20 protein-coding genes, 2 tRNA genes and 1 pseudogene are annotated in these 22,597 nt (G+C 43.9%); 17 read left to right on the plus strand and 6 right to left on the minus strand.

What is annotated here, in order from left to right; all coding sequences use genetic code 11:
• Positions 1-59 precede the first annotated feature (59 nt).
• Positions 60-545 (plus strand): DUF6933 domain-containing protein, encoded by a 486-nt coding sequence (locus MHH46_RS05720; protein ID WP_076129525.1) that lies wholly within the window; start codon positions 60-62, stop codon positions 543-545.
• Between the two features lie 61 nt (positions 546-606).
• Entirely contained in the window at positions 607-1,134 is a 528-nt protein-coding gene (locus tag MHH46_RS05725; RefSeq protein WP_076129524.1) for a GNAT family N-acetyltransferase, read from the plus strand.
• 310 nt (positions 1,135-1,444) lie between these two features.
• On the opposite strand, the gene MHH46_RS05730 is transcribed toward MHH46_RS05725, so the two are convergent.
• On the minus strand, positions 1,445-2,008 hold the full coding sequence (locus tag MHH46_RS05730; protein WP_076129523.1) for a CGNR zinc finger domain-containing protein: 564 nt from the start codon (positions 2,006-2,008) through the stop codon (positions 1,445-1,447).
• A gap of 220 nt (positions 2,009-2,228) precedes the next feature.
• Between MHH46_RS05730 and MHH46_RS05735 the strand changes: the two genes are divergently transcribed.
• The 7 genes from MHH46_RS05735 to MHH46_RS05765 all read left to right on the plus strand — a co-directional run bounded on the left by MHH46_RS05735 (position 2,229) and on the right by MHH46_RS05765 (position 9,206).
• A complete protein-coding gene (locus MHH46_RS05735) occupies positions 2,229-2,723 on the plus strand; it encodes a DinB family protein (RefSeq protein WP_036686798.1) in 495 nt (164 codons plus the stop codon).
• A 300-nt stretch (positions 2,724-3,023) separates the two neighbouring features.
• Positions 3,024-4,784: a sensor histidine kinase gene (locus MHH46_RS05740; RefSeq protein ID WP_076129522.1), complete on the plus strand. Its 1,761-nt coding sequence runs from the start codon at positions 3,024-3,026 to the stop codon at positions 4,782-4,784.
• Positions 4,781-5,569: a response regulator gene (locus tag MHH46_RS05745; protein WP_076129521.1), complete on the plus strand. Its 789-nt coding sequence runs from the start codon at positions 4,781-4,783 to the stop codon at positions 5,567-5,569. Before MHH46_RS05740 ends, MHH46_RS05745 begins: the two co-directional genes overlap by 4 nt.
• A 111-nt stretch (positions 5,570-5,680) precedes the next feature.
• The gene (locus MHH46_RS05750) at positions 5,681-7,003 is read left to right on the plus strand and encodes an extracellular solute-binding protein (RefSeq protein ID WP_038569072.1); all 1,323 of its coding nucleotides are present in this window, start codon (positions 5,681-5,683) and stop codon (positions 7,001-7,003) included.
• A 101-nt stretch (positions 7,004-7,104) separates the two neighbouring features.
• A complete protein-coding gene (locus MHH46_RS05755; RefSeq protein ID WP_036686803.1) occupies positions 7,105-7,986 on the plus strand; it encodes a carbohydrate ABC transporter permease in 882 nt (293 codons plus the stop codon).
• A gap of 13 nt (positions 7,987-7,999) precedes the next feature.
• Positions 8,000-8,890 carry a carbohydrate ABC transporter permease gene (locus MHH46_RS05760; protein WP_076129520.1) on the plus strand — a complete coding sequence of 297 codons (891 nt, stop codon included), beginning with the start codon at positions 8,000-8,002 and terminating at the stop codon, positions 8,888-8,890.
• Between the two features lie 121 nt (positions 8,891-9,011).
• Positions 9,012-9,206, plus strand: a complete 195-nt coding sequence (locus tag MHH46_RS05765) for a hypothetical protein (RefSeq protein ID WP_036686806.1) — start codon at positions 9,012-9,014, stop codon at positions 9,204-9,206.
• A 26-nt stretch (positions 9,207-9,232) separates the two neighbouring features.
• Here MHH46_RS05765 and MHH46_RS05770 read toward each other — a convergent pair whose 3' ends face one another.
• From MHH46_RS05770 to MHH46_RS05780, 3 genes are all read right to left on the minus strand, one after another.
• Positions 9,233-9,718 carry a hypothetical protein gene (locus MHH46_RS05770; protein WP_076129519.1) on the minus strand — a complete coding sequence of 162 codons (486 nt, stop codon included), beginning with the start codon at positions 9,716-9,718 and terminating at the stop codon, positions 9,233-9,235.
• Between the two features lie 96 nt (positions 9,719-9,814).
• A complete protein-coding gene (gene cmpA, locus MHH46_RS05775) occupies positions 9,815-9,946 on the minus strand; it encodes a cortex morphogenetic protein CmpA (protein WP_094903512.1) in 132 nt (43 codons plus the stop codon).
• Positions 9,947-10,010: 64 nt separating this feature from the next.
• On the minus strand, positions 10,011-10,373 hold the full coding sequence (locus tag MHH46_RS05780) for a hypothetical protein (protein WP_036686808.1): 363 nt from the start codon (positions 10,371-10,373) through the stop codon (positions 10,011-10,013).
• 120 nt (positions 10,374-10,493) lie between these two features.
• On the opposite strand from MHH46_RS05780, the gene MHH46_RS05785 reads away from it, so the two are divergent.
• Complete coding sequence (locus tag MHH46_RS05785; protein WP_081383508.1) at positions 10,494-10,955, plus strand: SprT family protein; 462 nt, start codon at positions 10,494-10,496, stop codon at positions 10,953-10,955.
• On the opposite strand, the gene MHH46_RS05790 is transcribed toward MHH46_RS05785, so the two are convergent.
• Entirely contained in the window at positions 10,945-11,583 is a 639-nt protein-coding gene (locus tag MHH46_RS05790; protein WP_076129517.1) for a pentapeptide repeat-containing protein, read from the minus strand. The genes MHH46_RS05785 and MHH46_RS05790 overlap by 11 nt on opposite strands.
• A 203-nt stretch (positions 11,584-11,786) precedes the next feature.
• Between MHH46_RS05790 and MHH46_RS05795 the strand changes: the two genes are divergently transcribed.
• Complete coding sequence (locus MHH46_RS05795) at positions 11,787-18,632, plus strand: S-layer homology domain-containing protein (RefSeq protein WP_076129516.1); 6,846 nt, start codon at positions 11,787-11,789, stop codon at positions 18,630-18,632.
• A 421-nt stretch (positions 18,633-19,053) separates the two neighbouring features.
• On the opposite strand, the gene MHH46_RS05800 is transcribed toward MHH46_RS05795, so the two are convergent.
• On the minus strand, positions 19,054-19,482 hold the full coding sequence (locus tag MHH46_RS05800; RefSeq protein WP_076129515.1) for an Lrp/AsnC family transcriptional regulator: 429 nt from the start codon (positions 19,480-19,482) through the stop codon (positions 19,054-19,056).
• Positions 19,483-19,611: 129 nt separating this feature from the next.
• Here MHH46_RS05800 and MHH46_RS05805 point away from each other — a divergent pair, with 129 nt between their 5' ends.
• From MHH46_RS05805 to MHH46_RS05830, 6 genes and pseudogenes are all read left to right on the plus strand, one after another.
• Entirely contained in the window at positions 19,612-20,364 is a 753-nt protein-coding gene (locus MHH46_RS05805) for an MBL fold metallo-hydrolase (RefSeq protein ID WP_076129514.1), read from the plus strand.
• A gap of 143 nt (positions 20,365-20,507) precedes the next feature.
• Positions 20,508-20,583: transfer RNA gene (locus MHH46_RS05810), tRNA-Asn, on the plus strand.
• A gap of 7 nt (positions 20,584-20,590) precedes the next feature.
• Positions 20,591-20,679: transfer RNA gene (locus tag MHH46_RS05815), tRNA-Ser, on the plus strand.
• Positions 20,680-20,856: 177 nt separating this feature from the next.
• The gene (locus MHH46_RS05820) at positions 20,857-21,303 is read left to right on the plus strand and encodes a hypothetical protein (RefSeq protein ID WP_038574166.1); all 447 of its coding nucleotides are present in this window, start codon (positions 20,857-20,859) and stop codon (positions 21,301-21,303) included.
• Positions 21,304-21,405: 102 nt separating this feature from the next.
• Positions 21,406-22,011, plus strand: a complete 606-nt coding sequence (locus MHH46_RS05825) for a class I SAM-dependent methyltransferase (RefSeq protein WP_076128233.1) — start codon at positions 21,406-21,408, stop codon at positions 22,009-22,011.
• 266 nt (positions 22,012-22,277) lie between these two features.
• A pseudogene (locus tag MHH46_RS05830) lies at positions 22,278-22,575 on the plus strand (macro domain-containing protein).
• The last annotated feature ends 22 nt before the right edge of the window (positions 22,576-22,597 follow it).

A 22,597-nucleotide genomic window follows, 5' to 3' on the forward strand; every position in this document is an offset into this window, starting at 1 on the left:
TGAGGTAGAAGGACTATTGAGACTAATAGGCAGGGTGAAGACAAAGGAGCGTGTCAGCGATGTTAGTACTAAGATATACTCAGAAATTATTAAAAGATATGAAAGTAGCTCCAGTAGAAGTAGAAGACATCTCCTCCTTTTTTAGTTGGCATGTGAATATTATGCAACTCAGAAAAAAACATATTTTATTTGTACATGATGCAAGCCGGTTATGTATATTATTGGATGGAATAAGAAGCGGTCAAGCTGATAAATTGGTTGAAAAGTTCAGAATAGAACTTAAGGAGTATTTATTGCAGGAGGGTTTTAAGAAGCAGCTCATAAATCAGTATTTACTAGAGGCCGGAGAAATCACTATATCCCGTACAAATAATAAAAGTGTACTTGGAACAATGAATGAAATAACACTATACAATTCGGTAGCTCAAAGTGATTTCAGCTTGCTTGAGAGGAATAAGTGGTTGAACACTATTATATATAAACCTATTGATTATAAAGAGCCCATTAATGTCTTTAGAGAATCCTTAAATAGTTACTATTCATAAGCAAGTACTGTCAATCTTGGACTAGCTGAAGCTTTTATCGGAAATCTGAGGGGGAAATAAATTGAAGATTAGAGAAGCAACAGCTAGTGAAATAGACGGGATCGCTTTTGTCCACGCTGCGAGTTGGAAAACCACGTACAGAGGGCTAATTTCGGACGAGTTTCTCGATAAAATCACAGTGGAAGCAAGAAGAAAGCTCTGGATTCGGAATTTTGAAAACCCCAATAAAGACGAGGTTATGTATGTGGCCGAAGATGGGGCTGGGACGATTATTGGTTTTGCAAATGGAGGAGCGCGAAGAGGGTCAGATCTCTCTGATCTCTATGATGCGGAGCTATATGCACTCTATTTGCTTAAGGAACAGCAAGGAAGGGGTCTTGGAAGGCAACTCATAAGAAGCGTAGCACAGAATTTATTGGAGAAAAATTATAGCTCATTCATGACTTGGGTGGTAACAGGAAATCCCGCGATTCATTTCTACCACAAAGTGCGTGGGCAATCTGTTGCGACAAAAGAAGTGAAGATTGGGAATGAGATTGTTGAAGAGATCATGATCGGGTGGAGGGATATTGGGGTTGTTGGGGATTAAGAGCCAAGGAGAGCGATGTGCAGAAGCTTTTAACTGTATTTTGTACAACTATAATCCCACAAATAACCCGCCAAAGGATATAACTGTATTTCGTACACCTATTTTTGTGATTTATTACTCTATGGGCACATTTTATAGTTTTTAAGTGTACAGAATACAATTAAAGTCCTGATGATCCCCTTTGGATGCGGAATAAGTGTATGAAATGCAGTTATTTTACGAGTTCATTAAGCTCTGCCAGCCTTTTTCCACTTGCCCATAATCTGCCGTAGCAAGCCACCGCAAACCGGAGTATCGTTGCTACAACCGCCTATTCCCCCTCAGACTCAGCCTTCTTCCGCGCCCGGAAGCGCCGCACCTTCATAAGGTTGCCACAAGCTTTGTCATCGCAGTACCGCTTGGAGCGGTTGCGTGTATCATCGTAATAGACCCAGAGGCAATCGGGATTCTCGCAGATGCGGAATCTTGTGGGTTCTTTTTCAAGCAATGCCTCGGCAAAAGACGCCGCAATCTCCGCCATCACCTGTTCCCAACCGCTATGGAGTGGCAACAGCTTTATTTCCGCTTGCTCGTCGCTTTTCCATACAATTCGCCGTGTAACAGGACCCTTGTCCAAATAGATATTGAGCTGTTCAAGCATTTCTCCATACACCGAGTTTCCTTGCACAATAGCCTGTACCCAGTTCCATAGTAGTGAGCGAAGCTTTTTAAGCTGCGCCATTTCTATCGTGTTCGGCATCTGTGTTTCTAAAAGAGAATACTCCTTCAGCCATTTAAAAACCCATTCTTCTTCATCGAGCCTGTCCCGATCTTTATTCTTATCTCCTGTTCGCCAATCCCGCCAGTAGCTGTTAATGAAATCCTCCCACAACACGGTCTGTTCATCCTTTCCGATTCAACGCTCATTACAAATCATTGTAACAGTTAAAAATAAGTTTAGCTAGTTACTTGAATACAATCTGGAAATATGCTACATTTCTTTTGTAACCACTATATTATGGTTTAAGTCGTTACATATTAGTTCGCTTTGAAGTAGTTCTTTTTGAAGCTACACCATGAAGTTTATGTTTACACAAATTTTTAGGAGGTTGAACATGCAAAATAAAATCAGTGAGGTCTTGCTCCAAAATTGGGATTATTGCATGGATATCGAGGATTGGGCTCCGCCGCTTAGCGATGCGCTGGAAGGTGTGGATAGCAAACAGGCTCTCTGGAAGCCAGAGGGTGGGGCGGCCAATTCTATCTGGGAAACGGTTAACCATCTAACTTATTATAAGGTGCGTTTGCTGCGAAAGCTAAAAGGGTTGCCCAAACAACCCGATGCTGAAAGCAACGATGATACCTTTACTGTAACAGCTGAAGGAGAAGAAGCATGGGCGAAAGCCGTTGCAGACCTGAAGGACGTGCATGCTGCTCTTAGAGAAATCATTGAAGCGTTGGAAGAAGGCGCGTATGATTGGGGCGGTTCGGGTCATGCGCCAGGGGAAGAGGTAATGAGCCTTATCCTACACGATTCTTACCATACTGGACAAATTATTATGCTGCGTAAACTGCAGGGTTCTTGGGTGTCCAACCGTAGTTTTAATTAGAACCTCCACATTTAAAAATACAAGCCGTACACTGCTATTCCGGTATACCCGGGTCAGCGGAGGTACGGTTTTTTTGTGTGCAACTCTGGTAGGCACGAGTATATATTATATATGTTTTTTTTGGTTGATTTGGATAAATTAAAACGCGATATGGATATGGGCTCAGAAACTAATCACTGATATCATATAATCCAAAGGCTGAATTAACAAATAACTAGAGCTGTAGATGATTCCTGAAGATTCAAGGGTCATCTTTTTTGATGAGGAATCAAGTCTATCAGGCGGAAGGGAGTGTAAAGATTGACGAGGTTTGGACAGTTAAACACATTGCGTAATCAAATTTTCCTGGGTTTCATGTTTGTCATGGTGATCGTACTCGCCACGGTTGGTTTTTTTATGTACGGGCAAGTTTCGGTTCTATTACGCAATAGTGCGGAGAAGCACATTGAACAGACTGCAGTTCAGGCAACGGGCAAATTGGATGTACTGATCCGGCAGATTAATACGTTGACGGCGCAAGTGGCAACCAACGCCTCCATTCAGCGATTGCTCGCTCAAGAGGCTGAAGGAAAGCCGATCAGTTTCGCCGAACGTCAAACCATCCAGCAGGAAGTACGTAAATATGAGGCGTATGCGACAGGGATTCGTTCCATTGAGCTGTATGCAGGTGATTATCAGAAATTACTTTCGGTTGATGACGCCAGCCTGAACAATCGAGTATCCGAAGAATGGATCAGCCGGGTGGACGAGGGCAAAGGACGTCTCGTATGGTTTGGACTTGACCCGCGGAATTCGGATATCGTCATTGCGATTCGTAATATTAGGCTGATTGATCATTCATTCACGAAAGCTGGCTATATTATGGTTCAAATTGAGAAAAGTTACTTCCAGCTTACGGATGAGGTGGACAGCTCACAGGCGGAAACGCGTGAATTAATGAGATTATTTGATGAAGCGGGACGGCAAATTTCTTCCGATTTTTCCGTAAATGTCAATGCAAATAAGATACTGGATCATGGAGGAGAAAAGGTTGAGGTTGGCGGAGAAGACTACATTGTAATTCAGAAGCAGTCCAAGGCAACAGGCTGGAGGCTAGTAATCCTCACTCCAGTTGACTATACGACAGAGGGGATATCTGTCCTTCGTACAGCGATCATCGTATCCGGTGTTGTTGGCAGTTTATTGTTTCTCATCTTTACTTTTATTTTATCCACGATGATTACACGGCCCATACTGAATTTGATTAAAGTGATGCGTGGTTCGCGATTTGGAACCTTGAAACCGATTTCAGTCACTTCTACCACTATGGAGATCAATGAGCTCAATAATACTTACAACCAGATGGTTCACTCTCTGAATGAACTAATTGAAGTCGTCTATCAGAAGGAGATCGTCCAGAGTCGCACAGAATTAAAGGCACTTCAGGCTCAAATCAATCCGCATTTCTTATTTAATACATTAGAAGCATTCTACTGGGCCCTAGATGAAAAAGGTGAGGAGGAATTAGCCCAAATTGTGGTTGATATGTCGGGGCTTTTTCGTTATGTCATCAATCGAACTGATGATGATGAATGGGTGACTATCGGCGATGAGCTCGATCATGCCGAAAGATATTTGAAGATTATGGAGATGCGTATGCTCGACAGGTTATCCTGGCGGATTGAGTCAGATAAAACTTGCCGAAGTGTCCCGCTACCGAAGCTGTTAATCCAGCCTCTTGTCGAAAATGCGATTCTTCATGGCGTAGAGCAAAGGGTTGGACCGGGGACAGTCATGCTAATTGTCAGACCTTCAAGTCGTCCGGGATATACATTGGTTACGGTAACTGACGATGGTCCAGGGATGGATGCAGCAAAGATATCGTCTATCTATCACACCATGGAGAAGGGGAGCATGAGGTCTTCCAAAGGGACTGGGATTGGTATTGCTAATATAGAGCGGAGACTGAAACTCAGCTACGTAGACAATACGGACGGGCTTGAAATACGAAGTGAAGAAGGTTATGGAACTAGCATTTCTTTTGAAATACCGAATGAACCTGGAGAGGGGAAAAACACGTGAAAACTATACTCATCGTAGATGATGAACCGAGAACAAGAGAAGGGGTTCGTAAAACATTAGAAGCCTGGTCATCCGGTCAATATCGCATCGAAACCGCAGCAAGCGGTGTTGAAGCACTGGCATGGCTGCAAAATAACAAAGTTAATCTACTTATTACCGATGTGCGCATGCCTGAGATTGGAGGGCTAGAATTAGTTGGAAAGCTGAACGAAATGCCTCATCCTCCAGTGGTTATTGTGATCTCCGGCCATCCTGAATTTGACTATGCACAGAAAGCCTTGCAGTTTGGTGTAGTTGAATATTTACTGAAGCCACTCGACAAAACGAAGCTGGTCCGAGCAGTGGAATTAGCATTGAAACGCAAGGATGATATTTATCGAATCGAACGAATGGAGAAGCTGATCGATCCCAAGCTTATGGAAACGGTACAGCAGGAGAAAGTGTATAGCACTCAAGTGCGTGAGGCACTCCGATACTTAGACGAACATCTTCACGAATCGATATCCATGCGTGATATAGCGGATCAATTACACATGAATGCCAGTTATTTCAGCGTCCTTTTCAAAGAGCAGACGGGACTGACTTACAGTGAATATGTAACGAGAAGGAGAGTACAACGAGCCAAAGAACTACTGGTGAGCACCCGGCTGTCCATTGCTGAAATCGCGGAACAAGTAGGCTATCAGACGGCCAAATATTTTGTGAAGGTATTTCGTGCACTCGAAAATGTTAGTCCAGGGCAATACCGCCAGAACGTCATGACCACGGAGGAAAGAATCCAATAATAATGGTATTAGTCCCAATCCTTATGACCTTACGACATCATGGGATCCAAGCTACAATTTAGTTAAGCGGTTACAAGGCCGCTAGACAACAATAGAAAAGGGGTTGTAAGCGTGCGCAATAAAAAATGGACAATATTGTTCTTAACGATGTGCCTCGTTCTTGTCACAGCTGGTTGTGGTCAAAAAGATAACAATGCAGGTGAATCTAAAGGTAGTGCAAATGGGGGAAGCGACAAAGTCACCGTTAACTTCATGCATTTATGGCCAGAAGGTGTTTCTGCCGGACAAAATAAAATTGTTAATCAAATCATTAAAGAATATCAAACAGAGCATCCCAATGTTGTAATCAAGCAAGAGGTTCTGGACAACGAGCAATACAAAAATAAGTTGAAGGTATTATCTGCTTCTAACGAATTGCCAGACGTTGGGGTAACTTGGGCCGCTGGCTTTTTGCAGCCTTACGTTGAAGGAAATCTGTTCGCACCTGTAGATGACTTGTTGAATGGTGAATTAAAAGACAAGTTCGTCGCAGGAACTACAGAAGCTTATGCTATTAACGATAAAACGTATGCGCTTCCACTTGAGTTTAACATCGCACCTATCTACTACAATAAAGCTATTTTTGAAAAGTATAATCTTGAGGTTCCACAAACCTACGATCAGTTTAAGCAAGTTGTAAAAACACTATCTGATGGGGGCATTGCACCGATTGCTCTCGGCAATAAGGATCGCTGGACAGGATCGCTTTGGTATATGTATCTGGCTGATCGGATCGCAGGCCAACAGGCACTTGCAGGTGCGATCAGTGGATCAGGCTCATTTATGGATGAAGGATTAGTAAAGGCGGCATCAGAGGTCCAATCACTTGTAGACAGCAATGCATTTGTTAAGGGATTCAACGGTTTATCAAATGAAGAGGCAAAATCAGAGTTCGTAAATGGCAAGGCGGCAATGTACATGATGGGATCATGGGATCTGCCAAACTTCACAACGAATGAAGAAATTCCACTGGAATTCCGTAATAGTGTTGGTTTCTTCAAATTCCCGACAGTGGAAGGCGGGAAGGGAGACATTAACAGCTGGGTAGGTGGACCAGGTGTAGGATTATTTGTTGCTGAGAATTCTGAGGTAAAAGAAGAAGCAAAATTATTCGTCGAGTATTTCGTATCCAAATGGGGAGAGCAATCCGTAACTGGAGCAGGCGTTATTCCAGCTACGAAGGTGGACACCGCCACACTGGATCTACCACAGCTCTACATCGATTTGTTTAACGAAATGAACAAAGCTAGCAGCATCACTTTATTCGCAGATGTTCAAATGCGTGCCAATGCAGCAGAAACGCATCTGAATATGATCCAGGCTCTTTTTGGCAAAGCGGTGACGCCAGAGAAGTATTCCGAGGAGCATGACGCGGCCATCTCCAAAGGCAACTAAAGCTTCGACAACTAGGCGAAGGGGACAATTAGCTTATCCGGCAGCGTGATGCCGGATAAGCCTTTCCTCAAACGGTTTATGAAGGAAAGGAGTCGGACACTTTGGATAAAGTGATGTCTAACAAAAAAATAATCGCGTTATATGTATTTCCCGCCTTGCTTCTAATTCTGGCTATTGTATATATTCCGATTGTTCTAACGGGTTATTATGGACTGAATAAATGGAATGGCATAGGTGCTCTGACTTTTATCGGATTTGATAACTATAAAGCTTTGCTAACAGACCAAACCTTCTGGAATAGTGCTTGGCATTCTCTGCAGTTAGCGTTGTTTTCTACCCTAAGTCTCATTATTTATTTGGCAATTGCTATGGTATTAGCCGCCCGGATCAAGGGAGCTAACTTGTTTCGCAAAATATATCTGATTCCGATGCTGCTATCGTCCGTTGCGATTGCGCAGCTTTGGCTAAGAATTTATCATCCGACGAACGGAATTGTGAACAGCTTATTAGTATCCATTGGTTTTGCTAATCCTCCTGCATGGCTTGCAGAGCCTACATTAGTTTTGTTTGCTTTATTTATTCCCATTCTGTGGCAATATGCTGGTTTCTATATTCTGATCTATTACGCAGCACTCAAGAATATCCCGACCTCTCTGGAAGAGGCAGCAAAGATTGACGGAGCCTCTGCCTTACAAATCGCTTGGAAAATAAAGCTTCCACTCGCAATGGAAGTCATTAAAGTTACGATTGTTCTGGCCGTTGTAGGTTCTCTGAAGTATTTTGACTTAATCTTTGTTATGACGGATGGAGGTCCTAATGGCTCTAGTGAAGTGATGGCGTCTTATATGTATCATCAGGCTTTTCGGGCTTATGATTTTGGCTACGGGAGCGCAATTGGTTTCTTCCTGCTCGTCATCTGTCTCGTCATTACTTGGGTCATTCGCAAATTAACTGCTACGAAAGATTCGATCCAATACTCATAAGGAGGGGCGCTTCATGATGTCTGGAACTGCAGGAAGGCTAGAAATCGGGCCAAAGCCAGGCGGCGCAGGTGCGGAGATCACACGTAAATTAGGCTACTCATTGCTATATATCGTGTTGATTGCCGTTGCTGTTCTGCAATTGTTTCCGCTTGTATGGCTGCTGTTTTTCTCATTAAAAAATAATCAGGAAGTGTTCAACCTTCCTGCTCTATCGTTGCCGATGAATCCTCATTGGGAGAATTACGCGAAGGTCTGGAATGTAGGGAACATCAACGTGTATTTCTTCAACAGCGTATGGATTACCATCGTGGCTACGGTGTTAACGGTTATCTTCGGGAGCTTGGTTACGTATGCAGTTACCAGAATGAAATGGAAGGGAAGCTCGTTCGTACTGGGATTGTTTATGGTAGCGATGATGATTCCTGTTCACTCCACGCTTATTCCGTTATTTAGTATATTCAATAAGATTGGCTTAACGGATCACCCTTTGTCACTTATTTTGTCTTATGTCGCTTTTAACATGCCGATAACGATTATGATTTTGCTGGGCTTCTATTACGCACTGCCACGCGAAGTGGAAGAGGCTGCAGTAATTGATGGTTGTTCCGTGAACAGAATGTTTTTTAGAATTATACTTCCTATGACAAGCTCGGTGATCGCGACTACAGCCATTATTAATATGATCTATAACTGGAACGAATTTATTTTTGTAAACACATTTATTAGTTCTGATTCTTACAAGACGCTGACCGTGGGGGTGCAAAACTTCATTGGTCAATATACGACGGATTGGGGTGCGATCGGGGCAACGCTTATGATCAGTATTTTGCCTATTCTGATTACATTCCTGTTCCTCAGTAACCGTATCGTTGAGGGAATTGCGGCGGGTTCGGTTAAAGGGTAAGTAGAAAGAAGACCTGAATTTCTCAGCTCGAAAAGCTGAAGAGAATTCCGGTCTTTTTTTTAATCCAATCTAGAATTTTGATTCAATCTTGAAAGCCTCGGGTTAATGGAGGCTATCAAAGATGAACATTCGAAAGGAGAGATTGCTGATGGAACCGGGCTATAAGGATAGAAGTGTTGAGGTGGAGCATAGGGAGGTACAACGGAAATCGGATTCCAGCGTTGTCGCATCTACCTTTATTAAATATGCTGCTTACATTATTATATTTTTTGGTTTTCTGTTCTTTTTGGTTAAATATGTATTTCCTAAGTTTTAATAAGGATTGATTCTTAAGGCGGAGTCTTATTGTTTCTCTGCGATGATCTTTTTTATTACTGCTATAGTTTCTGGTGCAGCATTCTCCAGCATAAACTCAATTGCAGCGAACTGCCGCATAACGTATCTGTGCTCAAGCTTTTCTAAAGGGTTGAAAAAGCCTTCTGGATAATCGATAATCTTCAGATCCCGCTCCGTGACCTGTCCTATGTATTCAAAGGCGTATTCGAATGTACCTTCCGAAATATATAAATCGTCGATTTCTTCAATTCGCTTGCGATCAATATGATCCACGACAGTTAGATAATTAGGTGCACTCCAGTAGGCCCCATTTAGACAAGCACCACTTTGGATGTAGTCTTGTCGGATCGCTTCGATGTTCTTGAAGGTGTAGAAATCCGATGCCCAGCGGGAGCGGTCAGGGAATGTGACTATGACATAGAGATTATAATTATCCTCTTCCTCAGTCTCACTTTCCGGAGACAGCTGTATATGTCTTGTTCTACTGATCATGATTATAAGTCCCCTTTCTTAACAAAAGCGGATACCGTCTTTTTAAAAGACGGTATCCGCTGCTTTAAATATGACCTAGATCTTAATCATCCGAGGCTATAACTTCATCTCATTACTCGATTCCGCAGAATTACGATAAAAGAACCAGCACTCATTCAGCAGCTTGATCTGACGGCGGTCTTTTTTGTAATAAGCTTTCATTAGCTGATGGCAGAGCCACTGTGGCAAGCGAATCCCTCCTCTAACAACTTACGTAAGTTAGAATATGGAGAAATAAGCCTAAAGGTGCGGATTACAGTAGGCTTTCTGCTTCCTCTTCGTACCACTGCTCCAATTGAGCCTGTAGTGCTCGTATCTCAGTAAGCAGGGAGATCAGTGGGTAGTTCTTCTGCTCTTGAACAGAGGCGAAGGCTTGTTCCAATCTATTGATATAATCCAGACCGGACTCCAGGGAGTAATCCTCACGTAACAGATCCAGCGAATCGCACTCGGCGATGGCTAAGGGCAGATCCGGAACATTATCGGCTGTCAGCTTGTCGATTTCTTTGTTCAGGCGTAAATTGAGCGCACTTAGTTGGTACGCATATTCCTCAGGCATTTCCACGAATTGTAATTCTTGATTTTGCTGCAAAATTACATACCGCATTTTCGGCATTGTTCATTCTCCCTCCGTACTTGTCTTCCTTCTTGACAGTTTAGCCTATGCACAAGTTACAATTCAAGTAGAGATCTTATTTCCCGTGGAAAGGACTTGTGATAGAACGCTATGGAAACTATGAGCAACGAAGAGCTACAGCTGTGGATTGAGCAGGTATCACGGGACAGCTTTGGCGTGCCGTTTAGGCATAAGGCGAGCTTTAACAGCCGGTTGTCCTCAACGGGTGGCCGATATTTTACCAAAAGCCATAATATAGAGATTAATCCCCATCAGCTTGCCATGTTTGGCAGAGAAGAGACGGAGCGGATTATAAAGCATGAGCTCTGCCATTATCATTTGCATTTGGCTAAGCGAGGGTATATGCATCGTGACGCTGATTTCAAAAGCCTGCTGGCGCAAGTCGGCGGAAGCCGCTACTGTCAGACACTGCCGGGTGCAAAAGCTCGGAAGCCGCTGCCCTATCGATATAAGCTTGTATGCAGTGCCTGTGCCATGGAGTATCCGCGTAAGCGAAAAGTAGACCCTAAGCGTTATCGCTGCGGTAAATGTTCGGGCAAGTTGAAGTTATTTATTTTATAACCAAACCTAATAATCCGACAAAAGAAACAGCTTGCTGAGGCGAAATGATGCATCCTTCTAAATCTTTGATATCCACGATCAAGCCACTGAACTCGCAGTCACTAAGGTCGATCCCATTAAGCTTTGATCCTGACAATGTGGCTTGATCCATATTACACTCGCTGAAGCTGATTTTTTGGAAATTTGACTGATAGTAGTCGGAACTCATTAATGAGCTGTTCTCAAAAGAAACCTGCTTCAGATTAGCGAATCGAAACGTAGCAAAATCCCCGATACAATCTACTACACGAACATTCTGGAATCTGCCTCTTGTAAAGTCTGTGCCAATGAGCTTGCAGTTTCTAAATTCAGTTCGATGAATAATGCCATTCGTAAAATCCACATTAGATAGATCACAGCGATCAAATATCACGTCCATAAGCTCGATCCCAGTTAGGGAGCACTCCGTAATCGTTACATTTTTAAAAATCACGCGATCAAAGCTGACCTTATTAGCCTCTTGATTATCAATAACCGTATCGCTGATGCTGCAACAGCTGAATTCGTCCTTGGTTTGCAGCGAATATATTTGCTCAGGAAGAAGAGAGTCTGGATCTGCTATTTTTGGCGAATCAATTTTGAAATTCATATGTACCTCCGTTTGTTTACTCCTTGCGGGTAGCTAAAACTAACTATCATCGCGTTAAACCGATTTGTCAATCTTCATGAAGGTTGTAGGGATTGGATATCCGTACAAATACACCTTTTTCTGGATAAAATCGCACATCGTTTTGTAAGCGTTCCCAAACTAATATGAAAAGGAAGTCCATATTAATTAGAGGGGGCACATGTATGAAACGAATCAGGTCCGCAATGGCGGGTCTGCTCGCGCTGCTGCTGATTTTTTCAAGCTTGCCTGTAATGGGAACCGGTAGTGGTTCCGTGGGAGCAGAAGGGGTTGGAGGAACAGGCGCTGAGCAAATTCCATCAGGTACGGTACTCATCAAGAATAAGTGGAAAAACAACTTTTTATATGAGACATCCGCAGGAATCGTGCGTTATGGCATGACCAATCCAGCCGATGCTTCAGCGCATTGGACGGTTGAGACGGTGAACGGACTGTCACGAATCAAGAATGTGAAGACAGGCCATTACATTACAATGGCTGGTAACAACGGCAAAGAGGATTCACTTAAGGCGGCAGAACACCAAGGTTCAGGAAGTGTTGCGGATCAGTGGCTAATCAATACTTCCAATCGCAATGGATACATGATCATCCGAAGTGCGACTGTGCCAGAGGGGAAATTGGTTATCCACGAGGAGAATCAGCTTGGTTATGCGCAAGTAAGCTCGGATATCAATGTTACGTTTGAGAGTCCGCAGTGGGCTTTTATAGATCCAAATGCAGCACCTGTACGGCTAGAGAGTCGTCTCCGCCCCGGTCAGGTAATGTATGAAAGTGAAGGAAACGTTCTTTACGGTAAACAGCCTGTCAGCAATGAAGCGGCCCAGTGGTATCTTGAATCAGGGACGGATGACGGAACAATAATGATTCGCAACCGTGCGACAGGTCATTATATTAAGCAAAATGAAGTGACCTGGGCTGGTGTTTTTTCGCAGGAAGTCGATATGGATCACGTGAAGCTAAGTGAATGGGTCCAAGAGCATGCACCAGGCCCTGATGGGACGGGCTTCATTACCCTTCGTAACAGTGGTTTAACTGAAGAGGGGAGTCCATTATGGCTAAATCCACAATTCAGCGATGACAATAATGTGCGATCTAACAGCTGGCCGGGCTCAGCCTCTAATCCAAGCGCGCAGTGGAGAATCGTGCCTATTTCCGAATTACAGCCTGTACGTCTGGCAACTTATACGGATGCACAAGTGGCTACAGATTTCTTATATGAATCCGCAAACGGCGAGCTTAAGCATGGAATTATTACACCAGATGCCGCTAACACCTCTGACTATCTATGGTATATAGAAGATTATGACGGCAATAAGCGTATTCGTAATGCGGCAACCGATCATTATGTTTCTTATAGTGAAGGTACTGCAAAGGCCTTGCAGATTAGCGGAAGTCAGCCGTCGGATCAATGGATTTTTAATGATTCCGATGATTATGATGATTACCAGACGCTTCAGAATCTCGAAAGCACAGGCATTTATTTGTCTACATTGGGTGGAGAACATGCGGGTGCGATTGGGGATGCGACTTCTTTGAGCGCTCAGTGGCAGCTTTTAGATCCTAACACACCGACTGACGGCACCGTGCCCTATTACCGGATTCAGAATGGCTGGAAGTCATTTTATTGGTATGAGAGTGTTGATGGTCTTTTAAAATATGGAAATATGCAGAAGGACGGCTCCGATCAGTGGCTCGTGGAGAAATATAACGGCCGCAAGCTGTTCAAAAACAAGAAAACAGGCCATTACATGAACACGATGAATATGCCAAATGGCCACCTTCAGGTCACAGAGCTTCCAGACAGAAATCATGTGGAACGAGAATACATCTGGACAGGCAAAAATGTTGGGAACAACACCTACGTAATCAGTAGCGTTCTCGACAAGGAACCTAATAAAATCCCAGAGAAGTATATTTCACTTCAAAACCTCACTAAATATGCTGAGTACGGAGTGATCAATCCAGGTTGGGGCAGTCCGCAGTGGAGATTTGTTCCGGTCACCGAGAAAAAACAAGATTTGTTCCGTTTTCAGCTAGATGCTGTAAATGGAGAGGATCAATATCTTAAGGACGGTCCTTTGCTGACTTCTCCAGCTGCAATAGAGGAATTGCCAGAATCCAAGACGGTTACTGAAGCTGTCTATGCTGACCAGGACTCTGCACACTCTAACCAAAATCTTGCACCTCTAGCAGCTGCCAACGAGGATGTAACAGTAGGCCAGGCTACTTATGGTCCACTTGATTTGAATGACGATTCCTTTGTCTGGCAGCTGCAAGAAATAGCCGGCAGCAATGGATCGGTGAAGATAAAAAATAAAGGCACTGGACGTTATCTCTCCCTTGAGCATATAGGTGGGGCTGTAGATGAGATTGATCCTAAAGTTAGCGTTCAGACTTTGCAAACAGTGTACGATGTATGGGCCAGCATTAAGTGGAAGGTTGATATGCAACCGTCCGGTGTGACTACCATTATGAGCTCATGGGCTGGTCACTATATCTATGGTGCGCCTGATGATAACGGCAACCCAATTCTTCGAATCAGTAAAGCTGCAGATACAGCGGAAAAAAGCAGTGCACATTTTACTGCTGAAGCGGTTGAAGCGATTGCTCCTCCACTGCCTGATTACCCTGTAAGATTCAAGAATGCAAGCAGCGGAGAGTATTTATACGAAAATGAGCATGGGGTTGTTCTGTATGGGCAGCCTTCAGCAGACAATGGATTTTCGCACTGGAATGTAACTATGCAGGAGGGTAAACAGACGATCACCAACCGGGCAACAGGTCATTTTTTAACGCTGAATGGTGATTATTCATATTTGGAGAGCAGTAGTACAGAACCTGCTGTAGACGGAGCCTCTGCCTGGGAAGTAAGCTTGGCTTCCGATTATACACATTACACCATTCGTAGTCTCTTTGGAGAATACGACGATGAATTAATAAACATTGCCAATAAGACAGGATATGCTGAACGTGCGCTTTTGCTAGAAAGTGAGGGTACGGCACTATGGACACTTGAGGCAGCTCCACAGGAGTTTACTACTCCATCTGGAGAACTGCGTAATAACAATACAACAACTCCAGTTCAAGATGATACCAACATCATAACCATTGTACCGAAAGGCATGGCTGGTAAAGTATTGGCCGAAAAAGAGGGGGCTGTCCTATATGCAGATGCTTCCGATATGGCGGCTCAATCCCAGTGGCTGGTCCAGGAGATAAACGGACGCAAACGGATTATGAATGTTCAGACACAACATTATCTTTCGCTCAATGAATCGGGCCAAGTGGTCTTGTTAGCTGCTGGAGATACAGAAAGATCCCAATGGAAGCTGGAAGAGAAGTTAGGTTATGCTCTTCTGCTAAGTGCGAACGGAACAGGTCTTCTTTCTCACAGCACATCGGCTGTTCAGCTTGGTTCTGCTGCAAATGGAACTGATAGTGAGCTCTGGAGCTTCTTACCTATCCCTGCTGATGCAATTTATGCAGGAGGAGAAGCATTCAAAGGGGAACGTGTTATACGGTTTGCAGTCAACGCCCAGCAGGCTGGGGAATACGATGCTGTTATTCGATACAAAAATACCGCTGCTGCCGCAACGGATCTGGCACTAGAGGTGAATGGATTAAACGAAGGGGGCAAGGTTAGTTTTGGCAAGTCTGCCTCTTGGAAGACTGTAGCGGTAAAACTGCAGCTTCGTGCAGGCATCAATACGGTTTCTCTAAGCAGTGATAACGTGGATTGGAGTAAAGTAACCCTTGATAGCCTGACCGTAAAAAACAGCGTTAACAAAACATACCGTGGAGCAACGGTTCCATATATCAGCTATGAGGCTGAGGATGCGGCAACAAACGGAACGCTGATTGGCTCGTCGCGAAAATATCTCAGCATGGCTTCCGAGGCTTCTGGACGACAAGCGGTGGCCTTAAAGAATACGGGAGATTATCTAGAGTTCAAGCTTGCAGAATCAGCTAACTCCATCGTTCTTCGATATTCTATTCCTGATAGTCCAGATGGGGCTGGTGCGGAAGAAACCTTGACTCTATATGTGGATGGAATTAAGAAGCAGCTTAAGCTGACATCCAAATATGCTTGGGAATATGGCAGCTACCCATGGTCAAATGACCCTCGCCAAGGCAGTGGACACCGCTTCTTTGACGAAATCCATGCTCTGATCGGCGATGCTCCTGCCGGAGCAACTATTCGCTTAGAGAAGGGAACAGGAGACAACGCAGCTTCTTACGTCATTGACCTGGTGGATATGGAGCAGGTTGCCCCTGAGTTGGCTCGCCCGGACGGATTTATTTCCGTAACGGATTTTGGAGCGGCAGCGAATGATGAGGGAGATGATACCGCAGCCTTCAAGGCAGCCCTTGCCGAAGCGAATGCGACAGGTAAAGGTGTGTGGTTCCCGGCGGGTACCTTTAATGTCGGTGAGGGTCTGCTGGATCTGGATACCGCTGAAATACGTGGTGCCGGCATGTGGTATACGGTTCTGAATGGAGCTAAGTTTTATGGTCACGGCGGTAAGGTTGGTGTTTACGATCTGATGATTGAAGGCGGTATTAACGAACGGGATGATGAAGCGATCACCAACGCTTTCCATGGTGCTTTTGGCCAAGGTTCGATTATACAGAACGTTTGGATAGAACATACCAAAGCAGGCTTGTGGTTAACTCAGCCGATGGGTGAAAAGGCGCGTACGAATGGTCTGTACATGGCAGGTCTGCGGATCCGCAATCTTATGGCAGACGGAATTAACTTTGCCGTAGGGACTGGCAACAGCATGATGGAACAAAGTGACATCCGCTATCCAGGGGATGATGGAATCGCAATGTGGTCGTTTACAGACGGCAAGTTGACGGATGTGAATGGTACGGAACGTACACCGAGCTATAATAACACGGCACGTTTTAATACGGTATCCTTGCCTTGGTTAGCGGATAACATTGTAATCTTTGGGGGGAAAGATAACAAAGTCCAGGACAACGTGGTAAAAGACACTGTGACTAATGGAGCCGGGATTGCAGTCTCTACCCGTTTCACCGCCGAGCCCTTCCAAGGAACAACGGTTGTGGAGCGAAATACCTTGCTTAGAACTGGCAGCTACGATTCCGGTTACGGCGTAAATCTGGGTGCGTTATGGCTTTATGCTGGTGAGAGTGATCTGAAAGGAAAAGTACTCATTCGCAACAATACGGCACTGGACAGCACTTATTCGGGGTTGATTGCTCAAGGTGATCTAGAGGGAGATACTCTCACTTCCATTGATGGAGTTGTGCTGACGAATAATGTATTGGATGGCGCAGGTACAAGCGGTATAGAAGTTACGAAAAATCTGAAAGGGAGTCTGCTGGTCGACAACATGATTATTCGTGGTGAACGGATGAACCTACTGACCAATGCCTCTCCTGACTTAAGCATTAAAGAACAAAATCAAGGAATAGCCTCAGCCATTAAACCGTTCTCTATCAAACTAGCAGATGGACAGAGCGGGCCTGTGGTATTAGAGCAGGGTAAGTCAGCTACGCTTAAGGTACTAGATAAAGAAGGCAGAGATATTACCGCACAAGCTACTTTAAATATTATGAGCAATGAGATTGCTACATTTACCAACGACAGTCTTAATGGAATTAAAGCGGGTATCACAGACTTCACGGTAACTGTGGGCAGCGAGAAGAGGGTCTATACAATTGAGGTGCTATCACCTGGCGGGATAGATCCTGTAGACCCGATCGATCCTGTGGATCCAACAAGTACTCCTAGTCCGACGAGTACTCCAGAACCAACAAGTACTCCTGGTCCAACAGACCCTACAGGGTCAGTGAACCCTGTTCAACCCGGCACACCGACGGCTACACCAGCACCTACGCCAGCAGCTAATCATGATGCGCAGCTAAAAGCTAAGGCGACTGCAGGGCAGGCTGTTATCGAGATTTCAGCTAACGGTGACGGCACAGCCCGGTTTAGTGCAGATGCTTTACGTAAGGCGGCGGCACTTAGCCCCAAAGCTGTGCTTGTTATTGAAAGTGGGGGGATGAGCTACCGCTTCCCGTTAGAGCTTGTGGAGAGTGTGCTCAAAGCCGCACAAATGCCGGCAGGCACACTGGAGTTCAATGTAAATTCGCTAAGCGGAAAAGGATTGGAGCAACTGCTTGCCAAAGCTAAGCAGCAAGGCTTTACTGTGCAAGGAACACCGGCTAATTTCACTCTAAAGGTAACGGATGGAAAAACCTCTGTAGCAGCAAGCGGGTTCGGTACCACTTATGTAGATCGTACATTTATGCTTAAGGAGGCGCTGGATGCGAAGACAGGTGTAGTCCTTATTTACGATGAACAGACGGGTTCCTTCCGTTATGTACCTGCATTGTATGAGCTCGTTAATGGGATGACCAAGGTTACGGTTAAGAGCAGTATTGCGAGCGGTGTATTTGTCGCTGCGCTGCACCCTGTGACTTTTGGGGATATTGCTACACATTGGGCGAGAAATGAGATTGAGGGACTTGCCAGCCGACTGATCTTGACCGGACAATCCACAGATACCTTTGCACCTCAGAAATCTGTCAGTCGTGCCGAGTTCGCAGCTATGCTGATTCGATCGTTAGGTCTTGTAGCTGCGAACACGACGAAGACCTTCAGTGATGTGTCCGATTTATCTTGGTATGCAGCGGACGCCAGAGCTGCTGCAGCCTTAGGACTGGTTCAAGGCTATGAGGATGGAACCTTCCGTCCGAACGCCCCTATTACACGGGAGCAAATGGCTGTTATGGCGACCAGAGCAATGAAGCTGCTGAACCTAGAAGCTGAAGGATCTGGAACAAACGATGCTACAGATGTTTTCACAGACGCTTCAACTATTTCCTCATGGGCTAAAGAAGCAGTGTCTGACCTGGTTGCAAAAGGTATTATGAAAGGTCAACCATCAGGCAGCTTTGCACCTAGCAGTGATACTAGCCGTGCAGAAGCCGCCGTAATTCTTGTACGGTTGCTTAGATCAGCTGAATTATTGAATTAGCTACCGTAGTAGAAGCTACAATATGGCATAAGTAAAAAGACAGCAGAGCAGCGATCCTCCGGTTATTGGAGGATCGCTGCTCTGCGTTTTTGACGATGGCTGGCCTGCTATAAAAGCTTATGAGCAAGCGAAAGCTCATTGACTTTGAGTAACCCATTCACTTGCATAAACACCTGCACCAACATCGCAGAGCCATCATTGGCTGAGGCTTACGGACCCCAATGACGCTATTGGCAAGTTTTTAGCCTTTTGGGCAGGGTTTCGGACTCAAGTGACGCTATTCGTTCGAAAGAGGCTCATATTTGGTGTTTTTCGTGCCAATAGAGGCAATGGGGTCCGATAGTATGCCAAATATGCGATTATGCTGAGTATAAGGTCAACTGGGTCCGATAGTAGCTTCATATCCGATTCCGATACAGACTTATTTCAGTTTTCCCATCGATAGATTGACTCTGTAATTTCCGAACTTCAGCAGTTCGTCGAGAAAGCTATTCAACTCCTTTTGGCTTCCGGTACGAACACGTATCCAGTAGCAGCCTTCTCCGCTGACCCTATGTATTTCTTTTACACTATCATGCTGCTTTGCGAATGTCTGAAAGGCTGGGTGAACCGTATTCGAACCCAAAAACACAGTAATAAAGGCATGAATAGTCTCCCCAACCTTATCCGGATTCCAGCGTACCGTGTAGCCTTCAATCACTCCGGTGTCCTGCATTTTGCGAATACGTGCGCCCACAGCCTGACCGGTCATATGCACTTGCTGCCCAATATCTTTGTGACTGATCCTGGAATCTTCAATTAGAAGCTGCAGGATGCGAAAATCCACATCATCTATAAAATAAGAACTCATTATTATCTAAAATCCTTTCTGCGTGAAAGTAGAACAGGCCAATCTTTTTCCAATCTCAATGTATTCTGTTTCAAGGTCCAACTATAATTAATTGTAGCAGAAGATATCTGAAAGAAAGAAGGGCTTCCGATGAAAATACAGCATATCCGCAATGCGACCCTATGGCTAGAGTATGGTGGCAGTACATTTTTAATTGATCCTATGTTGAGTGAACAGGGTGCTAATCCACCTATTTTTAATACTGACAATGATCGCCGCAATCCGCTCGTTCCTTTGCCGGGAGCCGTAGAACAATGGCTGAGTCCTAATGCAATTCTTGTCACACATCTACATCAGGATCATTGGGATGCTGCTGCCATTTCTTTGTTGCCGCATGATCTACCACTATTATGTCAGGAAGGAGATGGAGATAAATTAGCGAAGCAGGGGTTTGAGCATACCACGGAAATTAGCGATTCACTGACGTTTAATGGAATAACTATAACACGTACTGATGGACGGCATGGCACTGGAGTGACTGGTAAACTTATGGGAAAGGTGTCCGGGTTTGTGTTTCAGGCGGAAGGTGAACCTGTTCTATATGTGGCTGGGGATACGATTTGGTGTGATAAGGTGAAAATGGCATTGGATGCTTTTAAACCTGAGGTGACCGTTGTGAATGCTGGTGGTGCGCAGTTTTTAAGCGGATGCCATATTACAATGAATGAGCAGGATGTCGTAGACCTATGTGAATATGCTCCTTCTACTAAAGTGATTGCTGTGCACATGGACGCCATTAACCATTGTTTGGTTACCCGAGATAAGCTAAAAGCTCATTTAGAGAAGGAATCGTTGGGGGATCGGGTACAGCTTCCGCAGGATGGAGAATGGTGTAATCTATAGACGGAGAGGGATGGAAATCTCTTTAAAAAATCTAGCAAGCGGCCGAATAATAGCATAAATTTGAAAACGATCACAAAAATTATTTTGCCCGCTTGACTAGACCTTGAAATCATGATAAATTAATTCATGTTCACTTGTAATGTTCCCTGATAGCTCAGTTGGTAGAGCACTCGACTGTTAATCGAGTTGTCACAGGTTCGAGTCCTGTTCGGGGAGCCATTTTCATGGAGAGATACCCAAGTGGCTATAAGGGGACCCTCTGCTAAGGGGTTAGACTGCGTAAGCGGTGCGTGGGTTCGAATCCCACTCTCTCCGTTCTGAATTACATAAGAAGAGCTTCCATTCTGGGAGCTCTTTTTTGTTGTGTGTGAATTTATTTTTCGGTTGCTATATGCGATTCTGAGAAACGGTGTATTCAATATTTTGGAAGGGGAATGGTGTGGAGGGATCGAATGTTTAATTGATAAGTGTGAAGAGTTTAAAGGAGGGAGCATGAAAACAATAAATCAAATACAAACAAAACCGTCAAGCCGATATGATAGTTTTGATCCGGATCAAGAGGGGAATAAAAATACTATTTTTGCCGACGTAATAATTGATGGTAGATCTCTTTACCAAATGTTAAAAAAATATGATAGGGTTCCTTCCCTCGGGTGGGGTAGTGAAGAGCATCAAAGGAAAATGATTAATTATTTTTTGTTAAACGAAATGCATGAATATTTGTACTACAGGTACCCAATATTAGTCTGTCCCTGGTGTGGCGATGAAGAGTGTGGCTTTATATCCGTATTTATTGAGAAAGAAGAGGATCTTATCATATGGAGAGATTTCAAATTAGAATCCGGTAATAAGACTATTGATATAGGCCCTTTTTGCTTTAAATGGGATGAATACGAAAAAGTTATTAAAGAGACATTTGGAACTGCGGGGATTCAATAAAGTAAACCTGAAAACCCATGGAAGAGATGTGCTCAAATAATTTATATGGGAAAGATCTATGAGTGAATCCAATAACTACATGATCAAAGGAGTGGAATCAACATGGAACTGTTTAAGCAGATCCCCTTGTACAGATTTTTGGCATTATGCAATGAAAGTGGTATGGAAAAAAACATATTAGACTGCGGAGCGGGAGGGGATTCACCTCCACTAAGTTTGTTTGCAAACTATGGATACAGTACATACGGTATTGAGATGAATGACGAACAAATTAAAAGAGCTAGTCAGTTCGCAACTGAAAGAGGACAGAATCTAAATATACAACAAGGCGACATGAGACAGTTGGCACTAAGTGATGAGTCGATGAGTTTTGTGTATTCATATAACTCTATTTTTCATATGAGAAAACAAGATGTGGAAAAAGCGATAAATGAAATGAAACGCGTTCTAAAACCTAATGGATTATTATTTGTGAATTTTTTAACCCTAAAGGATTTTAGAGTCGGCGATGGAGTTGATTTGGGGGATAATCAGTTTGAACAAATGGAAGACGATGAATTCGTAATACACTCATATTATGATTATCATGAGGCGGATTCTATGTTTGATGATTTGCAGTTATTATACAAAGAAGATCGAGTACTGGAAAGAAAGTTTGAAGGCGAATGGATACGACAAGGATTTATCGATTACATATATAAAAAATAGCTGGATGCTGAAGAACATATTAGTAGCTCCGAAAAAACTAGATATCTGCGAACAATACGTTCACGCTGTGGACCACGAGGTGTTGGTTCGATAGAAGGTAAAGGTTTGAAGAAGAGTTAGCCAGGTGGACAACCCCACGAGTCTAGTGCAAACTACTGTTTCCTAGGGTGATTTAAGCCGCTTGAATGTCAATCAGCACTTGATGCTTGTTCGCAACCATTATACTTCGGGGGGGATTTCAGATGGATGTAATTATAAATAACTCAATGATTCAGTTGATTCAAGGAGATATAACTAAATTAGATGTTGATGCTATCGTCAATGCAGCAAACACAAGCTTGATGGGTGGAGGCGGATGAATCTAATGAAGTAACAAGTATTGCGATACCTAATATAAGTACAGGAATATATAATTTTCCGAAAGATCTTGCTTGTAGCATAGCTATAGATGAAGTTTCAAAATATATTATAAATAATAAGTCGGAAATAAATAAGATTGTTTTTATATGTTTCGATGAAGCGAACTATGAACTATATAGGAATGAATTAAAGAGACTTTGTTAGAATTTTGATGTTTACCAAAAAA

Source organism: Paenibacillus sp. FSL H8-0175, assembly GCF_045040615.1.
Taxonomy (GTDB): Bacteria; Bacillota; Bacilli; order Paenibacillales; family Paenibacillaceae; genus Paenibacillus_AQ; species Paenibacillus_AQ odorifer.

What these genes read in the sequence shown, in the direction of transcription:
- MHH46_RS05720 (WP_076129525.1), top strand. Translation starts at nt 60, where the DNA reads ATGTTAGTACTAAGATATACTCAGAAATTATTAAAAGATATGAAAGTA.
- MHH46_RS05735 (WP_036686798.1), top strand. Translation starts at nt 2,229, where the DNA reads ATGCAAAATAAAATCAGTGAGGTCTTGCTCCAAAATTGGGATTATTGC.
- MHH46_RS05760 (WP_076129520.1), top strand. Translation starts at nt 8,000, where the DNA reads ATGATGTCTGGAACTGCAGGAAGGCTAGAAATCGGGCCAAAGCCAGGC.
- MHH46_RS05765 (WP_036686806.1), top strand. Translation starts at nt 9,012, where the DNA reads ATGAACATTCGAAAGGAGAGATTGCTGATGGAACCGGGCTATAAGGAT.
- MHH46_RS05770 (WP_076129519.1), bottom strand. Translation starts at nt 9,718, where the DNA reads ATGATCAGTAGAACAAGACATATACAGCTGTCTCCGGAAAGTGAGACT.
- MHH46_RS05780 (WP_036686808.1), bottom strand. Translation starts at nt 10,373, where the DNA reads ATGCCGAAAATGCGGTATGTAATTTTGCAGCAAAATCAAGAATTACAA.
- MHH46_RS05785 (WP_081383508.1), top strand. Translation starts at nt 10,494, where the DNA reads ATGAGCAACGAAGAGCTACAGCTGTGGATTGAGCAGGTATCACGGGAC.
- MHH46_RS05790 (WP_076129517.1), bottom strand. Translation starts at nt 11,583, where the DNA reads ATGAATTTCAAAATTGATTCGCCAAAAATAGCAGATCCAGACTCTCTT.
- MHH46_RS05795 (WP_076129516.1), top strand. Translation starts at nt 11,787, where the DNA reads ATGAAACGAATCAGGTCCGCAATGGCGGGTCTGCTCGCGCTGCTGCTG.
- MHH46_RS05800 (WP_076129515.1), bottom strand. Translation starts at nt 19,482, where the DNA reads ATGAGTTCTTATTTTATAGATGATGTGGATTTTCGCATCCTGCAGCTT.
- MHH46_RS05805 (WP_076129514.1), top strand. Translation starts at nt 19,612, where the DNA reads ATGAAAATACAGCATATCCGCAATGCGACCCTATGGCTAGAGTATGGT.
- MHH46_RS05820 (WP_038574166.1), top strand. Translation starts at nt 20,857, where the DNA reads ATGAAAACAATAAATCAAATACAAACAAAACCGTCAAGCCGATATGAT.
- MHH46_RS05825 (WP_076128233.1), top strand. Translation starts at nt 21,406, where the DNA reads ATGGAACTGTTTAAGCAGATCCCCTTGTACAGATTTTTGGCATTATGC.